This is a genomic window from Runella limosa DSM 17973 (assembly GCF_000482465.1).
In the GTDB taxonomy this organism is placed as follows: Bacteria; Bacteroidota; Bacteroidia; order Cytophagales; family Spirosomataceae; genus Runella; species Runella limosa.
On record NZ_KI519424.1, the window covers coordinates 16028 to 34737 of the forward strand.

16 protein-coding genes and 1 tRNA gene are annotated in these 18710 nt (G+C 43.2%); 6 read left to right on the forward strand and 11 right to left on the reverse strand.

The window, feature by feature from the left end:
• Nucleotides 1–145: 145 nt before the first annotated feature.
• The 3 genes from K339_RS0121620 to K339_RS0121630 all read left to right on the forward strand — a co-directional run bounded on the left by K339_RS0121620 (nt 146) and on the right by K339_RS0121630 (nt 5229).
• Nucleotides 146–3199, forward strand: coding sequence for a ligand-binding sensor domain-containing protein (locus K339_RS0121620; protein ID WP_157607692.1), 3054 nt, complete (start codon nt 146–148; stop codon nt 3197–3199).
• Nucleotides 3193–3954, forward strand: a complete 762-nt coding sequence (locus K339_RS0121625) for a LytR/AlgR family response regulator transcription factor (protein ID WP_037301556.1) — start codon at nt 3193–3195, stop codon at nt 3952–3954. Before K339_RS0121620 ends, K339_RS0121625 begins: the two co-directional genes overlap by 7 nt.
• A 66-nt stretch (nt 3955–4020) precedes the next feature.
• Entirely contained in the window at nt 4021–5229 is a 1209-nt protein-coding gene (locus K339_RS0121630) for a mechanosensitive ion channel family protein (RefSeq protein WP_028525472.1), read from the forward strand.
• On the opposite strand, the gene K339_RS0121635 is transcribed toward K339_RS0121630, so the two are convergent.
• From K339_RS0121635 to K339_RS0121650, 4 genes are all read right to left on the reverse strand, one after another.
• Nucleotides 5159–6097: a CPBP family intramembrane glutamic endopeptidase gene (locus K339_RS0121635; protein WP_028525473.1), complete on the reverse strand. Its 939-nt coding sequence runs from the start codon at nt 6095–6097 to the stop codon at nt 5159–5161. The two genes, K339_RS0121630 and K339_RS0121635, sit on opposite strands and share 71 nt — an antisense overlap.
• Nucleotides 6094–6909, reverse strand: a complete 816-nt coding sequence (murQ, locus tag K339_RS0121640) for an N-acetylmuramic acid 6-phosphate etherase (RefSeq protein ID WP_037301559.1) — start codon at nt 6907–6909, stop codon at nt 6094–6096. Before murQ ends, K339_RS0121635 begins: the two co-directional genes overlap by 4 nt.
• An 18-nt stretch (nt 6910–6927) precedes the next feature.
• Nucleotides 6928–7587, reverse strand: coding sequence for a phosphatidylserine decarboxylase family protein (locus tag K339_RS0121645; RefSeq protein WP_028525475.1), 660 nt, complete (start codon nt 7585–7587; stop codon nt 6928–6930).
• A gap of 176 nt (nt 7588–7763) precedes the next feature.
• Nucleotides 7764–9038, reverse strand: coding sequence for a Glu/Leu/Phe/Val family dehydrogenase (locus K339_RS0121650; RefSeq protein ID WP_028525476.1), 1275 nt, complete (start codon nt 9036–9038; stop codon nt 7764–7766).
• A gap of 375 nt (nt 9039–9413) precedes the next feature.
• Here K339_RS0121650 and K339_RS0121655 point away from each other — a divergent pair, with 375 nt between their 5' ends.
• Nucleotides 9414–9797, forward strand: coding sequence for a TraR/DksA family transcriptional regulator (locus tag K339_RS0121655; RefSeq protein WP_028525477.1), 384 nt, complete (start codon nt 9414–9416; stop codon nt 9795–9797).
• A 97-nt stretch (nt 9798–9894) separates the two neighbouring features.
• Here the strand turns inward: K339_RS0121655 and K339_RS0121660 are convergent, their stop codons facing one another.
• Nucleotides 9895–10704, reverse strand: coding sequence for a crotonase/enoyl-CoA hydratase family protein (locus K339_RS0121660; RefSeq protein ID WP_028525478.1), 810 nt, complete (start codon nt 10702–10704; stop codon nt 9895–9897).
• Nucleotides 10705–10880: 176 nt separating this feature from the next.
• On the opposite strand from K339_RS0121660, the gene K339_RS0121665 reads away from it, so the two are divergent.
• The gene (locus tag K339_RS0121665; protein WP_028525479.1) at nt 10881–11999 is read left to right on the forward strand and encodes a trans-sulfuration enzyme family protein; all 1119 of its coding nucleotides are present in this window, start codon (nt 10881–10883) and stop codon (nt 11997–11999) included.
• 143 nt (nt 12000–12142) lie between these two features.
• Nucleotides 12143–12227, forward strand: a tRNA-Ser gene (locus K339_RS0121670).
• A 66-nt stretch (nt 12228–12293) separates the two neighbouring features.
• On the opposite strand, the gene K339_RS0121675 is transcribed toward K339_RS0121670, so the two are convergent.
• From K339_RS0121675 to K339_RS34425, 6 genes are all read right to left on the reverse strand, one after another.
• Nucleotides 12294–13175 carry a DUF8464 domain-containing protein gene (locus K339_RS0121675; RefSeq protein WP_028525480.1) on the reverse strand — a complete coding sequence of 294 codons (882 nt, stop codon included), beginning with the start codon at nt 13173–13175 and terminating at the stop codon, nt 12294–12296.
• A 351-nt stretch (nt 13176–13526) separates the two neighbouring features.
• Nucleotides 13527–14882 (reverse strand): primase-helicase family protein, encoded by a 1356-nt coding sequence (locus tag K339_RS0121690; protein WP_028525482.1) that lies wholly within the window; start codon nt 14880–14882, stop codon nt 13527–13529.
• A gap of 105 nt (nt 14883–14987) precedes the next feature.
• Nucleotides 14988–15203 (reverse strand): hypothetical protein, encoded by a 216-nt coding sequence (locus K339_RS0121695; protein ID WP_028525483.1) that lies wholly within the window; start codon nt 15201–15203, stop codon nt 14988–14990.
• Between the two features lie 20 nt (nt 15204–15223).
• Nucleotides 15224–16498, reverse strand: a complete 1275-nt coding sequence (locus K339_RS0121700; RefSeq protein ID WP_028525484.1) for a site-specific integrase — start codon at nt 16496–16498, stop codon at nt 15224–15226.
• 19 nt (nt 16499–16517) lie between these two features.
• On the reverse strand, nt 16518–17786 hold the full coding sequence (locus K339_RS0121705) for a site-specific integrase (RefSeq protein WP_028525485.1): 1269 nt from the start codon (nt 17784–17786) through the stop codon (nt 16518–16520).
• A 397-nt stretch (nt 17787–18183) separates the two neighbouring features.
• Nucleotides 18184–18699 carry an antA/AntB antirepressor family protein gene (locus K339_RS34425; RefSeq protein ID WP_051398162.1) on the reverse strand — a complete coding sequence of 172 codons (516 nt, stop codon included), beginning with the start codon at nt 18697–18699 and terminating at the stop codon, nt 18184–18186.
• Between the last annotated feature and the right edge of the window lie 11 nt (nt 18700–18710).

Consider the following 18710-nt stretch of genomic DNA (forward strand, 5'->3'; position numbering starts at 1 on the left):
TTTGATGATTCAAAAATAAATTGGACAAAAGCCCCGAAAAACTACCGATGAATAACTGGCAGTATCTGTAAAAAGGTGGCGGGCTTGGATGTATTTTTGGTAATTTGCTACTTTGGGGATTGTTCAAAACATTGATTGGAAAAACATGCGGCTTAAAGGCGGACTTTTGTTGTATTTGCTGGGGTGGAGTATCCCGTCGCTGTTTGCGCAGGTGTTTCAAAATGCTTGGGTGGAAAATTTTGACAACCGAAACGGCCTTTCCCAAAATACAGTTTGGAGCATCACCCAAGATAGTCGGGGTTTTCTTTGGGTAGGTACCGACGATGGACTTCTACGGTACGACGGGTATCAGTTCAAACCTTATCGGGCGCAGATTGGGCAATCAGTGGTGGGGCTTCCCAGCAATAGTATTCGGCAGTTATTCCACAATGGCGACGAGCACCTTTGGGTAGGGACTCGGAATGGCATTGCCCAACTCAATATATTGACGGATTCTATCCGTACGTTTTTGCCAAATGTTAGAATACGAAAAATCCTGCCAGGCGCAAAAGGGAATCTTTGGGTGTGTAGCAACAAAGGTCTTTATTTCCTAGATACTAAAAGCAAACGTACCTACTGCAAAATCCCTAAGTTTAACATACTAAATGCCGCACAGCTTGATACCAATAGGCTATTGATTTCTACCAGTGAAAACTATTGGTTGTTGGACGTGAAAAAAAACAAGTACAAAGCAGTCTCTTTTGGGTTGGCTCCCGACAGTGACATTCGTCCGATGCAAGTATATAACAACTTGATTTGGATAGGGGTCGAAAATGAAGGCGTTTGGGCTTTTGATAGTCATTCCCTGAAATTGGTAAAAAAGTATTCTTTACGAGCTCTTTTTCCTGAGCTTATTACATTTCCAATTCGGTCGATGACAATTGGCAAAAATGGGAGATGTTGGTTGAGCCTACAGTCGGGGTTGGTTTGTTTGGATACCAAAACCGAAAAAATGGATTTTCTGCCTTCCGATTTGACGTATCAGCGCCTCAACAGCCTCAAAGGGTCGCCGCTCAACGACATTTTTGAAGATAATTCGGGCTTGATATGGGTGGGAAGTAATAACAGTGGGCTGAACAAGGTAAATCTGCGGTTGGGTAAATTTCGGACGATAAATCAAGATAATGGGCTGAATTACAACTTCGTTTTGTCTTTTGCCGAAGTGGGCGACAACCTGTTGGTAGGAACAGACGGCGAAGGAATCAACGTTTGGAATAAGAAAACAGGGAAAGTGAGGGTGAGTAAGCCACAAACAGAAGGCCAAAGCCAACTCTATGCGCTGATTGAGGTAGAGCCGGGCCTGTTTTGGGGGGCAACGAGTAATGGCTTGGTGCAGTATGATACCTCAAAAGGAAAGTTTACCGCACCTTCGCTTGCGTGTAAGGGCATTTTTGATTCGCTTCAATCAACTGCCATTCGGACGATTTACATGGATAGCCGAAAGCGGATTTGGATGGGGACGGTCAAAGGGTTATTTACGTTTGATTATCCGACAAAAAAGTATCGTTTTTGGGCCAATGCAAGCGGGTACGACGATTTGATAAACTCATTTAAAGAAGATTCAAAAGGGATAATTTGGATTGGGAGAGGAGTAGGACTGCAAAAGTATTCGCCTATAAATGAGACGATTGAGCCTGTGCCACTGGTGATACCATCGACTAATATTGAGGTGGGGGACCTGAGCAGTGTCAACCTAAGTAGTGATTCAGTTCTTTGGATTAGTAGTTATCGGGTAGGTTTTGGGAAATACAATCCGTTGTCTAAGCGATTTAAGCTATATACCACCGACGACGGCCTGCCCAACAGCATCGTGTATGGTTCGTTGGTGGATGACAATGGTCAAGTGTGGATGAGTACCAACATGGGGTTGGCACGTTTTAATCCTAAAAATGAGACTTTTACGGCTTTTGATGTACACGATGGTATTCAAAACAATGAGTTTAATGGGGGAGCGTACCTTAAGTTAGCTTCTGGCGAGATGGCGTTTGGGGGAGTCAATGGCTTTACTATTTTCCAACCTTCTGGGTTACAACGCCGTGGTAGTTCTTCGCCAGTTGCCATTACAGAGGTAAAAGTGATGAACCATTCGGTGAATGTTTTTGGGAAAGGTATGATCGAAACGAGCTATACAGAAAACTTTTTGTCGTTTGAATTTGCCGCGCTAGATTTTACTTCACCCCAAAAAAATCAGTACGCGTATCAATTGGAGGGTGTTGATAAAAATTGGATATACAGCGGAAACCGTCATTTTGTGAGTTATTCGCAAATTCCTCCAGGAGACTATGTTTTTAAGGTAAAAGCTAGCAATTCGGACGGAGTTTGGAACGAAACTCCACTGACGCTGAAAGTACGAGTGACCGCTCCTTTTTGGACAAAAGATTGGTTTAGGTTTTTGGCGATTATGGCGGGTGTTGCGGCGTTGGTGGTGTTTTTTACGGGAAGAATACGACGTATTCAGGAGAGAGAAAAAGAAAAAGCCATGCTCAATCGTCAGATTGCGGCCTTGGAAATGAAGGCGTTACGGGCGCAAATGAACCCCCATTTTATCTTTAATTGCCTCAATTCCATCAATAATTTTATTTTACACGATCAAAACCACCAAGCGTCGAAGTACCTCACCAAGTTTTCTAAATTGATTCGGCAAATTTTGGACAATACCGATACGCCACTTCAGACCATCGAACGAATTGTAACCTTTATGAACCTTTATGTGGAGTTAGAACAAATGCGTTTCGGGAAAAATAAGTTTGATTTTGAAATTAAAGTAGATCCTCGCTTGGAGGCGCACGAAACCGTTTTTCCTACCATGATGATACAACCGCACGTCGAAAATGCCATTTGGCACGGACTGATGCACCGTTCGGAACAAGGTAAAATTATACTCTCGTTTCATCGAGAAACTACAACGCTGGTTTCGTGTACCATTGAAGACAACGGGGTTGGGCGGGTAAAGTCAAAAGAGATAAGTAAACAATTGTCGCCCAGCCGAAAATCGAAAGGGACTCAAAACGTACTCGAAAGCATCGAAACCTTTAATCGTCAGTACAATACCGAAGGAGCCAAAATCATCATCGACGATTTGTACGACAAAACGGGTGAGCCTTCAGGAACAAAAGTAAAAATAGTTTTGCCAGACATTGCCCAATTCAAATTATGTTAAAAGCGCTCATCGTTGACGACGAACTCATGGGGTGCCAAGCCCTTAAAAAACTCCTCGAACTGTATGCTCAAGACATTTACGTGATGCAGTTTTGTCATTCGGCCGACGAAGGTGCCCGCGCCATTCAGGTGCTGAATCCTGATTTAGTTTTTTTGGACATTCAGATGCCTGGTAAAAGCGGATTTGACATGCTCGATGGCCTCGAACGGATTGATTTTGAGGTGATTTTTACCACAGGATTCGACCACTATGCCGTAAAAGCCTTTAAAATTGGGGCGGTCGATTATTTATTAAAACCTATTGATGGCGACGAACTTGAGGCCGCTATTCAACGGGCTTCTGAGCGTATAAAAACCAAAAAATCATCGGCGCAAAATGTAGAAGTACTGTTGCAAAACCTTCGAGGAGGACAGTCGGAGAGTATGCAAATGGCGCTTCCGACGCAAGAAGGGATTTTTTATGTACCGATTCGGGAAATTGTTCGCTGTGAATCAGATGCGAATTATACCATTTTTCACTTTATGGGTCGAAAAAAAATAATGGTGTCCAAAAACTTAAAAGAATACGAAGAATTGTTAAGCCCTTATGGCTTTGTACGGGTTCATAATCAGTACCTTATCAATTTGCGGCAAGTGAAGAAATACATCAAAGGGGAGGGAGGAACGGTGGTGATGAACGACGATGCTCAGATTGAAGTCGCCCGCCGTCGAAAAGAGGTATTTTTGGTCAAGTTATCAAAATTGACCATTCGATAACCCGCTTTTTGTTGTGAAAGCGCCAAATACGTCGTTGTTTTGTAGCCGAATCAACTAGCTAAAGACATGGACCAAGTTTCGTATTGGCTTCATTACACCATTTTAGAAAACAAAATCAGCGATTTACTTTGGTTTGTGGGCATACTGGGTTTAGGAATCATCCTTCGGCGCGGACTTTCCTTTACCGTGAGTCGGACGATTTACCGTTTTATCAAAAGTGAGGCTGGTAATATCCCCGTGGCTGAATTTGTGCGTCTTACTCGCCGTCCTTTTGAGGCGCTTATCACCCTTGTTATTTTATTTTCGGCCTTTCATCACCTCAAAGTGCCTTCCGAATGGAATTGGGCTTCGCCTGAAAAATTTGGCTGGCTGATGCTGTTGGAGCGTGCCTATCAAACAATGTTGTCGGTGGCAATCGGCTGGTTAGGAATTCGTTTGATAAAGTTTATTTCCTTGATATTCAAGCAGCAAGCTGCCGAAACGCCCTCGGCCTTAGATGACCAACTCGTTCCTTTCTTCAAAGACATTGCCATTGTTTTTTGGACACTGACTTGTTTTTTTGTCATGCTCCACAAAGTATATGAGGTAAACGTTTGGGCACTAATTACCAGTTTGGGGATTGGGGGAGTGGTGATTGCGTTGGCGGCCCGCGAAACGCTCGAAAACCTCATCGCTTCGATAACCATCATGCTCGAACGCCCTTTTTTGGTGGGGCAATCGGTCGTATTGGATAAGATTTCGGGAGAGGTAGAACAAATTGGGTTTAGAAGCACGCGCGTTCGTTCGGACGATGGCAGTTTGATAACCGTGCCCAACCGATTGATGGTGACCCAAGCCCTCGAAAATGTTTCACAACGAACCCACCGCCGCGCCAAGTATTACGTTCGGTTGGCTTACGATACACCTTCGGAAACCATCGAAAAAATCATTGAGGAAATCCGTGAGTACCTGCTTTCTCAATACATCACTGGGTCGAAAGAACCCACCGTAAGGTTAGAGCTTTTGAGTGAAAGCTCGTTGGACGTAGTAGTAATTTACCACGTGGGTACGTCTGTTTGGAAAGAATTTATGCGCGTGCGAGAAGACGTGAATTTCAAAATACTGGAAATCGTTCGAACCCAAGGAGCCACTTTTGCTTTTCCAAGTCGCGCGCTTTTTGTGCGTGGGGTTGAAAGTTTAACGCCAGCGAGTGAGGAGGAAGGTGTTAGTAAATCTCAGCTTTCTGAAGCCAAGCCGCTAAGTCCATCAGCCAAGCTACTCCCACATGAACAATAATGCCACCCCAGATACTTCTAGTTTGTAAAGCCAACACCCCAAGAATATAGCCTCCGAAAATAGAGCCGATGGTCTCGCCCAATGGTTTTCCAAAATGGAGGGAAGCATAACAAACGACCATTGGAACGATGACTCCTCGACCTAAAAATCGAGCCATTCCAATGGTTAAAAATCCTCGAAAAAGCCACTCCGTAATGCAGAAGTCAAAACCATAACAAACCTCATAAAATAAGGTAGTTACCCAAGGAGATACCCCAAAAAACGCAGCGGCGTTAGAACCTTTGTAGGAAGGGTAAGAGCGCAAAAAATCAGGTTGAAACGAGGCCCAGCCAATAAGGGGAACCATAAAAACAACCAAAAGTAAGTAGGGCTTTACAACAAACCATTGGGGGCGTAGTCCGTAAAAGTAAGAAGGCTGCTGGTCAATGAAATAATAAAAGACTAAAAAGGGAAGTACGACTGTTAAAACCGAAAAAAGGTTTGACAAACAATGGAAAGCAAAGATGTAAATTTGTCCATCAAATAGCTCTTTACTCCATTGGTTGTAGGCATAAAAGCCGCCGTCTAAACCCAGCACTCCTAAGATGAATAGACTATACAGCCAGAAAGTGGGTGTACGCAGTGCGGAGGTTTCTTTTTTGCAAAGGGTATAAATAAAAACGCCTCCGTAATAAGCGAAGGCGTATAGTAAAAAATACCAGAAAATGCGAATAGGGTTGCCACGATAACTATCAATGATTCCCCGCTCTAAATTTATACGGTAATTGATGGCAATGATTACCACCAGAAAAACAGCCGTAAAACCATACGTTTTAACATCAAAATCGGCTTTTACGTGCTCTTTAAGGCTGTTCCAGATTTTTTTCATGACAAATTGCGGCCAGCTTCAACAGCATTGCGAACGCTTCCGTGGGCATCTAACAGCGCTTGCGCTTCTTCGGGTGTGATGTGCGGCAATTCTTCTCGTACCATTCGGATGGCGCGTTGAACGAGTTTAAAATTAGTCATTTGCATATCCACCATTTTGTTGCCTTGTACGCGTCCAAGTTGAATCATCACCGAAGTAGAAATCATATTGAGGGCTAATTTTTGGGCCGTTCCTGATTTCATGCGGGTACTACCAGTGACAAACTCGGGGCCTACGACGATTTCGACGGGATATTCGGCCGCAGCGGCTACTTTTGAGCCTACATTGCACACAATACAGCCCGTTAAAATTCCAGCATTTCGGGCTTGATTGAGCCCACCAATTACATACGGTGTGCGGCCCGAAGCAGCAATTCCAATCAATGAATCTAGTTCGTCAATGTCGTAAGCTTGGAGGTCAAGCCATGCCTGATTGGGGTCATCTTCGGCATTTTCGACGGCTTTACGGATGGCACTGTCGCCGCCTGCCATGATACCGATGACCAAATCAAAAGGTACGCCGTAAGTTGGGGGACATTCTGAGGCATCTACCACACCTAAGCGACCACTTGTTCCTGCACCAATGTAAAAAAGGCGACCACCTTGTTTCATTCTAACGACGATTTGCTCAACCAATGCCTCTATTTGAGGAATGGCTTTTTCGACGGCGTAAGGAACTGTTTTGTCTTCGTTGTTGATGTTAGTGAGCAACTCCCGAACACTCATTTGGTCGAGGTTGTCATAATGTGAAGTAGATTCTGTCGTAGATAGCATGATTTTTAATGTCGAGACTTATTTTAAATGTGCTAACACCGTGATACCGCCCGTTGTTTTTTCTTCAAGATTTACTTTAATATCAGCATCAAGAGGTAAGTAAATATCGACGCGTGAGCCAAATTTTATAAATCCCATTTCGGACCCTTGGCTTACCTGTTGACCTTCTTTTACGTACCAAACAATGCGTTTTGCTAAGGCACCTGCAATTTGACGAAAAAGTACTTCAACGCCGTTGGGTGCTTTTATGACCGTAGTTGTGCGTTCGTTTTCTGTACTAGATTTGGGATGCCACGCTACCAAGTATTTGCCTGGGTGGTATTTGAAATAGTTAACCACACCAGCAATGGGGTTCCAGTTGATATGGACATTGATGGGTGACATGAAAATAGAAACTTGCCGACGTGGGCCTTTAAAGTATTCTGTTTCAACCACTTCTTCAATGACTACCACTTTGCCATCACAAGGGGCGATTACGTGGTTGGGGTGAATGGGCGTAATCCGCGTTGGTTTACGGAAAAATTGAACAATAATAAAAAAGAAGACGAGTGATACCACAAGCCAAGTGGTTGTTAGCCATTCGATTTCGCCTATAAAGTAGCGCAAGAGCCAATTGGTAATTAATACAAATGCGCCTGCTAAACCAATACTAGCGAAACCTTCTTTATGAATTGTCATACGTACGGGGTTTTTAGATAAACGTTGCAAAAGTAGGCAAACCGCTTCAATTTTTCTATCTTTACTTTATCATCAAAGCGACAATTGTACGGCAGCTAGATAAAAAGGGCAAGTTACAATTCGCAACTTGCCCTTTTGGTTGATTGAGTATTTTGAAGGAAATACGAATCTATTATCTAATAACCACCACGGTACTTATAGGTACTTGCTACTTTGTCAATCGCAACAATATAAGCCGCAAGTCGCATGTTTACTTGGTATTTTTGCGAAGTAGCATACACGTTTTCAAAGGCATCTTTCATAATGCGATCCGAACGGCGGTTGATGCGTTCGAGGTTCCATTTGTAACCAATACGGTTTTGAACCCACTCAAAATAAGAAACCGTAACACCGCCCGCATTGGCTAAAATATCGGGAACAACCATAATACCCTTTTCATTGATGATGTCATCGGCACTGGCAGAAGTAGGCCCGTTGGCACCCTCCACAATCATTTTGGCTTGGATATACGCGGCATTGTCGTGGGTAATAACATCCTCTTTGGCTGCTGGTACCAACACATCTACTGGAAGCGAAAGGAGTTCTTCGTTAGTTATTTTGTCTGCCTCTTTATAACCCTCCATAATGCCACCATTGGCTGCGCGGTACTTCATTGCATCCTCAATGTCGATACCTCGGGCATTGAAATACCCACCCGAAATATCACTGATGGCTTGGACTGTTACGCCGCGTTCGTGCATGAGAGAAGCCGCAAACATACCAACGTTTCCAAAACCTTGAACGGCGACCGTTGCTCGGTACGGATTGATGCGCATTTTTTCCATGGCAGCAAGCGCCGAAACCGTTACGCCACGGCCTGTGGCTTCGGTACGGCCAAGCGAACCACCCAATACGAGCGGTTTGCCCGTTACCACACCATGAACGGTCATACCCATGGCTTTGGAGTATTCATCCATCAACCACGCCATTTCGCGGGGGCCTGTCCCCATATCGGGAGCGGGAATGTCTTTGTCGGGGCCAAAAACATCTAGCATCGACAAGGTGTAAGCGCGCATGAGGCGCTCGATTTCACCTGCGGACATCGTACGAGGGTTGCAAGCAATCCCTCCCTTTGCCCCGCCGTACGGAATATCTACTACGGCACATTTCCAAGTCATCCAAGCTGCAAGGGCGCGCACTTCGTCAATGTTGACGGCCATATCAAATCGAATACCTCCTTTGGCGGGGCCAAGGATGGTAGAGTGAATGACACGGTAACCTTCAAAGACTTTGATTTGGCCATTGTCCATCGTAACGGGAAGACCGACTACGACCTGTTTGCGGGGGACTTTGAGAATGTGGTACATTTCATCGCTAATACCAAGGAGTTCGGCCGCTTTGTCAAAACGCGACATCATCGACTCCAATGGATTCTCCTTATCTTTGATAGGAGCGGGCTCAATGTAAGTCATAACTTTAAAGAAATCTGATTATTTGGAATGTTCGTTTGATGATAAAATCTCAGGACACAAAAAGCACCTGAGCTTCTTGGCGCAAACTTACTATTATTATAACAAAAAATACAAAAGGATAGTTTTTTCTTGATATAGTGCAATTTGTGGGTGTAAAATGAAATAGAACTCTTTGTCAAAAGGTTGAAATAGTCTATAGGTTCTTGGGGTTTTATCCAAATATTACTTGGTATTTATTGGAAAACATAAAATCGACAAAAAATAAGTTTTTATTAAACGGTCGTAAAAATGGTTTGACAGAACCGAATAAAACGTATTTTTGCGGCTTAATTGACTTCCGCCATTAAGTTGTACCCCAAACCAAGGAGTTTTATTATGTCAGCACAGGAAGAAAAAAAACGTTACTCTGAAGAAGAGTTGAAGGAGTTCGAAGAAATCATCAACACAAAACTTGAAGTTGCGCGGAAAGAATTGGCGTACATTAAGGACACATTAAGTCGCAAAAATGACAGTGGTACCGACAATACTGGTGCAGCGACCAAATTGATGGAAGATGTGGACACAAGCGAGCGGGAGCAAATGAGCCAATCGGCTGGGCGTTTGCAAAAATTTATTACGCAGCTTGAAAACGCACTTATTCGCATCAAAAACGGTACGTACGGCATTTGTATTGATACTGGAAAATTGATTCCAAAGGAGCGACTACGGGCAGTGCCACATACGCAACAAACGATTGAAGCAAAACTTCGTCGCGTATAATCAACGCGCGAAACGAGTGAATAAGCAGAGGCGACAAAGCCATTTTTCTTGCCAAAAAGCAAGGACGTGGTTTTGTCGCCTTTATGTTCGTGCTTGTCTATTTAAAAATTGCCTCACGTTTCTGCATTTTCGCCTGAAAAGCCTCCATTAAGTCGTCCGAAAGTAACATAGCGGCATTCCAAGTTGCCATATACTCTAAGCCATCGGCTACCGAATGATCACGGCTGTGGTTGAGAATTGCCTTGGTGCCTCGAATAGACAAGGGCGATTTAGCTGCAATTGTTTGAGCTACTTTCATCACTTCAGTGTACATTTCTTCGGCGCTGGCAAAAGTACGGTTGACTAACCCGATACGTTCTGCTTCAATACCTGCTACATTTCGACCCGTAAATGCCAATTCGCGTGCTATTCCTTGAGGAATTATTTTGGGTAAACGCTGTAAAGTTCCTAAATCTGCCACCATGCCCATGTCAATTTCTTTGATGGTAAAATACGCATCATCGGTGCAGTAGCGCATATCGCAAGCACTTATAATATCCACTCCACCACCAATACAGCCTCCTTTGATGGCCGCAATGACGGGTTTGCTGCACTGCTCAATGGCGTTGATAGGAGCTTGCAGCGCCAATACTTTTTTGCGAAGTTGCTCTCTTTTTCGTCCTTCACACGCATTTGAAAACTGTGCCACGTTCATCAAAAGCTCCAGGTCGATTCCTGCGCAAAAATGCTTGCCGTGCCCACTCAGCACAGTGACCCTAACCTCATCATTCTCATCAAGTTCTTCGAAAATCGCTTTCATTTCATCCCAAGCGGTTTGGTTTAAGGCATTAGCACGCTCGGGTCGATTAAAAAAAACGCGGGCAACAAAGTGCTCGACGGTCACTTCAAAGGTCTGATAGGTGTTCATGGGGAGGTAAAAAGAGTTAAGTCTTATTTAGGATGTAATACAGTATGCTTGCATACTGTATGCAAACGTACGCAAGTAATTTTTGTTTCAAAAAAGATTTGAAGTAAAATTGTGGGGTCAGTTTTTAACGGTTGAAAATTGACAGTACAAACTGCTATTATTTCCATTGAAGACCTATGAATTTTGAAACTTTAGTCATTAATAGTACTCAGTACCACGATGCCAATGCCAGTGCAGTGGTGCCTCCCATTTATTTGTCAACTACGTTCGAGCGTGAGCCCGATAGCAGTATTCCTCACGGACATATTTATACCCGAGCCAGTAACCCCAACCGAAATTCATTGGAAAAAGCCTACGCGATATTGGAAGGAGGGGAAGTTGGGATGGCTTTTGCGTCGGGGCAAGCGGCTACGGCTACTATTTTTCAGTGTCTTTCTCCCAATGACCACGTTATTGTGCCAGACGATGCTTACTACGGAACTCCCGCTTTATTGCAGGAAATCATGTCCGTTTGGGGTTTAAAATACACAAAGGTGGACATGAGCGATTTAGCAGCGATTGAAGCGGCTTTTTTGCCCAATACCAAATTAGTGTGGATAGAAAGCCCGTCGAATCCCCAACTCAAAATTACTGACATTGCGGAGGTAGCTACGTTGGCTCGTCAAAGAGGCGCTTATACCGTTTGTGACAATACATGGGCAACCCCTGTTTTACAACGCCCACTTGATTTGGGCTGTGATGTGTCGATGCACTCGGCCACCAAATACTTTGGGGGACACAGCGATTTGTTGAGTGGGGCATTGATATTTAAAGAAAATGGACCGTTGGCCGAGAAAGCGCGAATGATACAAGCTTTAGGAGGGGCTGTACCTTCGCCATTTGATTGTTGGTTGGTTTTGAGGGGACTTAAAACTTTGCCTTTGCGGGTGCGGCAGCAAACGTCGAATGCGGCACAGTTGGCCGAATTTCTGGGTACACATCCTGCTTTGGAAGTCGTTCATTACCCTTTTTTGCCGAGTCATAGTGGAGTAGAAGTGGCCAAAAAACAAATGAGTGCGGGGGGAGCGATGTTGTCGATTCAAGTAAAAGGGGGAGAAGAGGCGGCATTGGCCTTGAAAAGCAAAGTAAAAGTGTTTATTAGAGCCACGAGTTTGGGAGGAGTAGAAAGTTTGATTGAACACCGAGCGACGGCGGAGGGAGTTCATTCGGTGAGCCCTAAAGACCTGCTTAGAATTTCAGTAGGGCTAGAACACATAGATGATTTAATTGCGGATTTAAAGCAAGCATTGGAGTAATTTTAACAAATTGATAATCAGCAAAAAGGGCGTTTTTAAGCGCTGTTGAGCTTATTTTTTAGATTTTTTCTGAGAAAAAGCTTGACAAAGCTGCGTAATAGTCCTACTTTTGCAATCCCAAACGACGAGTAAGGGAAAAACAAAGAGAGATGGCAGAGTGGTCGAATGCGGCGGTCTTGAAAACCGTTGACTGTAACAGGTCCGGGGGTTCGAATCCCTCTCTCTCTGCACAAGCCTGTAAATCAACGATTTACAGGCTTTTTTATATCCACAGGCTACATTTTACGATTGAAATCACTGTTTTCTCGGCGCATTTACGAGGAAATCATTAAAATCGTTAAAACCTTCATAAAGTCCAGAACAATCACTGACGGGAAGCCCGTCGCGGTCGCGTAAAAGATTGAAACATTTGATTCCTGTTTCGTCGCGATCAAAAAAACAATTCACTTCTTTGAACTCACGAAGGTAGGCAACGGCTTTTTTTCGGTTGTTGGTGGTGTTCAGAATTACGGTTGGAATCCGTGGAGCTTCACGGCCAAACCAAACGAGGGCTGATAGGAAATCGAAGAAACCCTCAAAAACGGCTACCGTATTTCGGGACTCAAAATCAAAAGTCGTTATATCTTGTTCTCCTAAACATCCTTTGAAGTATTTGTTACGTAATGCAAATCCTTTTGAATCATTGGAAAAACCGACGGTAAAGTAAACTCGGTCGTTGGTGGTAGTCATTACTTCGTACAGGTACTTTTTAGCCAATGAGTAGGGGACTCCGCGTGATTGCACATAGTTGATAAGGACGGGGTTTTGTACAGGGTACACAATTTTAGGGTCGTTGGCCTTTGGCTTGGGTATTTCGGTCGCTGAAAGAAAAAGATTGGCGTAGCTCTCAAGCGCTTGGCCTTTAAACTCCAATAGTTTAGCGACCGCAACAGGAAAGTTACATTGCTCCAGCAACTGCACAAGCCGTAATACACTGCCTCGGTGCTCATCGACGCCAAAGTCTTTAAAGCTATTTTTGGCAGGATTCACAAAAAATGATGGCGTAGGGTCGTCCCTCAGCGGGGAGTGATAAACGAGTTCTTTGCCGATGGCTTTGACTGGCTCTATGCCTTTTGCCGCCAAAAAGTCAACAATTGAAACGGCATTGGCTTTTTCGATTAATTCGGGTTTAATCATGGGTGCTAATGGTTAGGGATTTCGACGAATCTTTTTCTTTCAGCGACAAATAGAGGATAACTAGAAATTGCACTGTGTTTTTTGGCGATTGACAAAAGCCCGCATTTCTGAGGATTTGGAAAAAAAATGGAACAAAATTGAAGAAATGGCAAGACCTCCTGAAAAGTGGAACATTTGGAACATTATTGGAACAAATTTTGGAACATTTTAATAGTTTGAAAATCAATAAAATAAAGAGCTTTGTTCCATTTGTTCCAAAATTCAGAACCTTTATGAAAGTGGCACTTTTGCAGCCGTATTTTGTTCCAAATTTTGTACCGTTTTGTTCCATTTGTTCCAAAATCGGTAAATTCAAAAAATATCATTTGTACTTTTCCAAGTTTCTGCCTCAAACTTTGAGAAAATATAGTGAACCTTATTTTGGCCGTTTTTAAGAGGTAGATAATCCTGGCTAGATTCGGCTATTTTCCTACTAAAAAGCGTGTAGTGGGTTCTTGCTTGAGGTGCTTTGTTGAGTTCCTTTTCAATAGCAAAGCGAACTCGTTCCCGTTCAATGTTGCGCAACTCTGACTTCAATTCGTCCATAATGTCAGAAATACCAAACTTCATACTTTCTTCTTTTGGGAATAAGTCAAAAGTATCTATTATCAATTTCTTGATGGCTTGCGCGGTTTTACTGATGCTGTTATTGTAATAAAGTTGAAGTTGGGCGGTTTGGTAAACGATAGGAGCAAAGTACATACGGCTTTCTCGTTTGTATTTGAGCGTTCTTTGGGTTATGAAATGAAGAAAAGCGGGGATTTCGGCCTCTAATTTGTCATCAATGAGCGGGTCATCTTTGATGCCTTTCTCGGCAAAGGTAGGCACCTTAAAAACCGCCCATCTAGGGTCGTTTCGCTCGATGAACAAGGCTTTACCTTCTTCGTTTGAAATAAAAATGAACTTTCCGAAGAAATCAACCTCCGATTGTGCTTTGTTTTTTTCGTTCACCGTAACTTTTCCAGTTTCGGTACTAAACCTTTTGAGCATTTGAGTAACGCCCTTTTTCTCCAATGACGTTTCATCTACAATGATGGCCAACCTTTTGACCCACACTGAATTAAAGTCGCTTTGCAGGTCATTGTTCCCTATTTTGATAGCATTGTCTTGAAAAATCTTGTAAATGATGTTGGCAAAGGTGGATTTACCTGTGTTTTTTTCTTGTGATTCCAGTAATAAAATGGGTAGTCGTTGGTAGGGACTGGTGTAAAGCAGCTGTAAATAGTCGATGGCAAAATCAAAGTAATGCTCTCCAAAGACGTGTTTTATCACTGCCAAAATGGTGTTGCAATCTCCCTCTTTTGGTTTGTGGGTAAGCTCGGAATATTCGTTGTAAAATCCGTTGTGGACCTGTTTGTAGTTCGTGTGGGAGGCGACCATACAGAAGTCATCAAACTTGGAAATGTATTTGATGATTCCGTGGGTATGGTCATCAATCAAAGTGCCTTTGTTTAGCTTTAGGTAGTCTTTGAGCGGTTTGCCTTCTTTGTCAGGACGATAGACAATTTTGTAGTAATTATCACCTACTCGAATGTAGTTTTTGGCCGCTTTTTGCAGGCGCTTTTTTGTTCGTTCATCCTCTTGAGTAACGTCATTAAAGGGTGTTACTTCAGCTATGGGGGCAAACTCTTTTAGGGTAAGGGCTTGACTGGTTGGGTTATTCTCCATTACTTTGTTGAAATTTGTTGTAAATCGCTGTTTTTTATTGAAAATGGGCGAGATAAGATAAGCGGTGTTACGAGCACCGCTTATTTTTTTACCTCTACATCTAGGTTAGTTGCTACGATGATTTAACTCAAGTAGGTTTGTAGCTTGCTCTTTAAGGCGGTCGTTTTCAAATTCAAGGTCATCAACTTTCTCGTTTAGCCTGTAAATCACGAGGTCTTTTGTTCCAAGGATTGCAGATTGATTTTGGATAAGCTGTTCAAGTATTGAAATACGCCAACGAAGTTCATTAATGAGAACGCTATCATTGTTTTGTGTGTCCATGTTGGTAGATGCTTTTGAGGTTAGAAACGGTATTCGGCCGCGATGCTTTCTTCGGTAATTTTGGCGTACCTTTTGACAAACTTGGTATTTTGATGACCAAGGATAGCGGCAACGGTTTCTTCGCGCATACGCAGCGTATTCAACGCGAAATTGCTGAAAGTTTTACGGCCTACTTTGGTCGTCAAACGTATCTTGATACCACAATGTACCGCAATGTGTTTTAGGTGGTAGTTTCGTTTCGTGTTCGCTTTTACGGGCAAATTGTTAATGCCTTCGTATTTGTTAACGATTGCCAAAGCTATCGGGTGAAGTGGCATCGAATAGGCGACCCCCGTTTTTCTTCTTTTACCTTTTAGCCATATACGCCCATCGGTGGGATGCTCGAAAAGTTCGTAATTACGTTCTTTTAGGTCACAATGATGTTGAGCGGTGAAACATGAAAAAACGAAAATATCGGCTTCTTCGCGCAAGGTTTTAGCGGCCTTTTCGTGGAGTACGATGGTTGAAAAATCAAAACTGGCAAGGGTATTGACCTCTTCAATTGTCAAGTGGGTAGTATCGTAATAGTTATTGTCAAAGAGTTTATAACCCTTCAATGGATTTTTGTCGATTAGATGCGAGTTTTCGGCCATTTGCAACACACTTTTTAGAAGTTGAATGTTATTGTTTGCGTAGTCATTGGCAAACTTGGCTTTGTCAATGAGCCAATCGAGGTAACGTTCTGCCCATTCGTGGGTGATTTGGTCAGCATACAGTTTTTTCACCTGCAAAAACTTCATGTACTTATCCAAATTGCTTTTGTACCGCCAATAGCTTTGTCGGGTACGCTCGGTGATGGGCTTTCTTTTTTGGGTTGATTTTTTGTGGTAAAACTCTCTGAAACAATCGTGAAACGTTGGTCGTTTGACGACGACGGGTTTGGGTTCAACTTTTATCATACCCTGGGCTTCGAGGTACGCGTTTTTGATGGAAGCTGCGGTGATGGGACGGCCGTCGAGTCGGAGCCTCATTTCGGCCTTTTTAATTTCGCTTTTGATGAAAGCCAGGCGTTGGTTAAGGAGCGCCGATTCTTCGGAGTCGTCAAGCATTTTTTGGAGCTTTTGCGCCCAATTGACAGTTCTGATGTTACGCTCGACTACAAACTCAGTGGCGTACTTGCCATTGACCCCAATTTTGCATTGGAGGGAGCTTTCGGCGCGGCTAGGGTTTACCAACTGAAAACGTATGGAGATAATCGCCGAACGTGAAATGGGACGTTCGGCGGTTACAGAGGCGTTTGTCGTATCTTGATTCATGTTGCTAAGTGATTAACGATTAGAGTAAACCGACTGATTTCATGTTGTTTTTAATGGTTGAAGTCATCAAGTGTGCGTAGTATGATTCAGTTACTTTGACTGACTTATGGCCAAGGATTTTGCTAACGGTATGGAGGGGCAGACCCCGATTAATCAGAAAAGTGCCTGCTGTTTTTCGGGCGGTATGCGTACAAATTTTCTCGGCTACTTCTATATCAGCAATCTTTGCGGCTTCCTTGATGTTTATGTTCATCCTTTGATCGGTGAAAACAGGCATTTTGTACGAATATTTTTCAAGCAATAGCCTCGCTTTTTCGATAACAGGAATTTGGGAAGAACTCCCCGTTTTAGCTCGGTTTATGATTATCCATTCGGTGCCATCATCCTCTTTTTTTAGGTGCTTTTTGGCGTCAAATTGGGATAAATCGACATAGGCCATCCCCGTATAAACCTGAAACAAGAAACAGTCAACCGTTTTTTGTAAGCTCGGGCTGAAATGTGGGTAGTTTTCCAGTTTGAGAATGTCGGATTCTTCCAAAAAGAAAATGGGTTTTCGCTTTGAGCGAGGGAGCTTTAGTGACTTCAAAGGATTATTTTCCAAATCATCATTTATTACGGCAAAATCAAGAACTCTGGAAATCAGAGCCGCACATCTACGGGCGTGGTCTAGGCCAGCTTTTCGGGTGGTGGTTAAATATTTGTGGTAACTGAGTACCCACCCTGGGCTAATGATTTTTAATGGCACTCTAAGCTGCTTGGTTTTGGACAAATAATCTTCCAGAACATTCACTCGGGATTTGATGCCCTTGAGTGTGTCAGGCTCAATAGATGGCGCTAGGTATTCAAAAAACTTTCGAGCATAGTCGAGCAACTCATAATCGACCGCGCTCTTAATACTGGCGTTGGTGTATAGGTCACTAAGCATTTGGGCGGTTGGTCTAACGCCTTGCTGAATCAAATTCGTATGGAATTTCAATAAGTCGGTTTCAATTTGGCGTAGAAAAGTGTTTTGTACTTCGGTTTTCTCGGAGTCGCCTTTGATTTTCATCAATTTTTTATCCCATTGGGTCGCCTCAATTCTAATGCCCGTCGAAAAATCGGTACAGGGGGAGCCGTTGACCCGAAGCCGAACGTAGATAGTTTTAATTGGATTTGATAGGGGCTTACTATAACGGAGCTTGAACCGAATGACAATTTTGCTCTGTTGGTGGCTGATAATTGATTTACGCTCACGAATCGAGTAGTGAGAGTTAATAAATTCTGCTAAATTTGTTTCAATGTTTTGCATTGTAAAAAGTGGTTTATGGTGAAACATGTGTGCCCTTGCAGCCTGGGAACTGCTTGGGCTTTTTTTATTGGAAAATGTGGCCCTGTTTCGGTATTGTTAGCTGTGAGTAACTGAATCTCTGAGGTTTTAGAAAATTTCCTCGTTTGCCAACACGGGTTATCACTATGCCATTTTCTTCTAACTGCATGATATGAACTTTGTACCCATTAGCACAATCGCTAAAAGTATATGCGTTAGAAGTGCCCCGATAAACCCAAATAGATTTGCGACAAAGGCGTAAATGAGAAACTGTACAAGTGTCTAGGCTAAACAAAATCTCTTTCATAGCTTTGATTTGTTTTTGAGGTTGATTAAAGATTTGATGCCCTACACCGTTGGCGCGGTCGTAGGGCTTTTTTTATTGCCCTACGACTTGTGATGAATGACTATCAAATAGCCCCAACTGCCGAAACGTCTCATTTTGAAGGGATTTAAGCCGCCTTTTGATAGCGGCCATGCGTTTGAAGACATCGGCATTTTCCTGTTTGAGCCGTTCAAGTTCTTGAAGCAACTCATAGCCCTCCTTTTGATTGGTGAGGGCTTTTTGTTGGGCGTTGGTGATTGACCAGGCTAGTTGTTTATAGCCTTTTTCTGCCTCAATGAAATGGTTTCGTACTTGCTTGCCTACGGTTGTGCGTTGGAGCATGGCAATTTCTTTGGCCGTGTCGATTGTTAGCAGGTAGTCAATTTTGTTGTGGGCTTTTCGCTCCCCAATTTTGAGGAGCGAATAATCTTGGTCTTTGGTAAAACCGTATTCAAACATACGTTTGCACCAGTCGGTGAAATCGGTTTGGACTTCTAAAGCTGCGTGAAGCTCACGGGCTGATACTGTGTTAACTCCTTGGTGGAATTGGATTTGTGGAAGCGTGTCCATAAATTTGAATT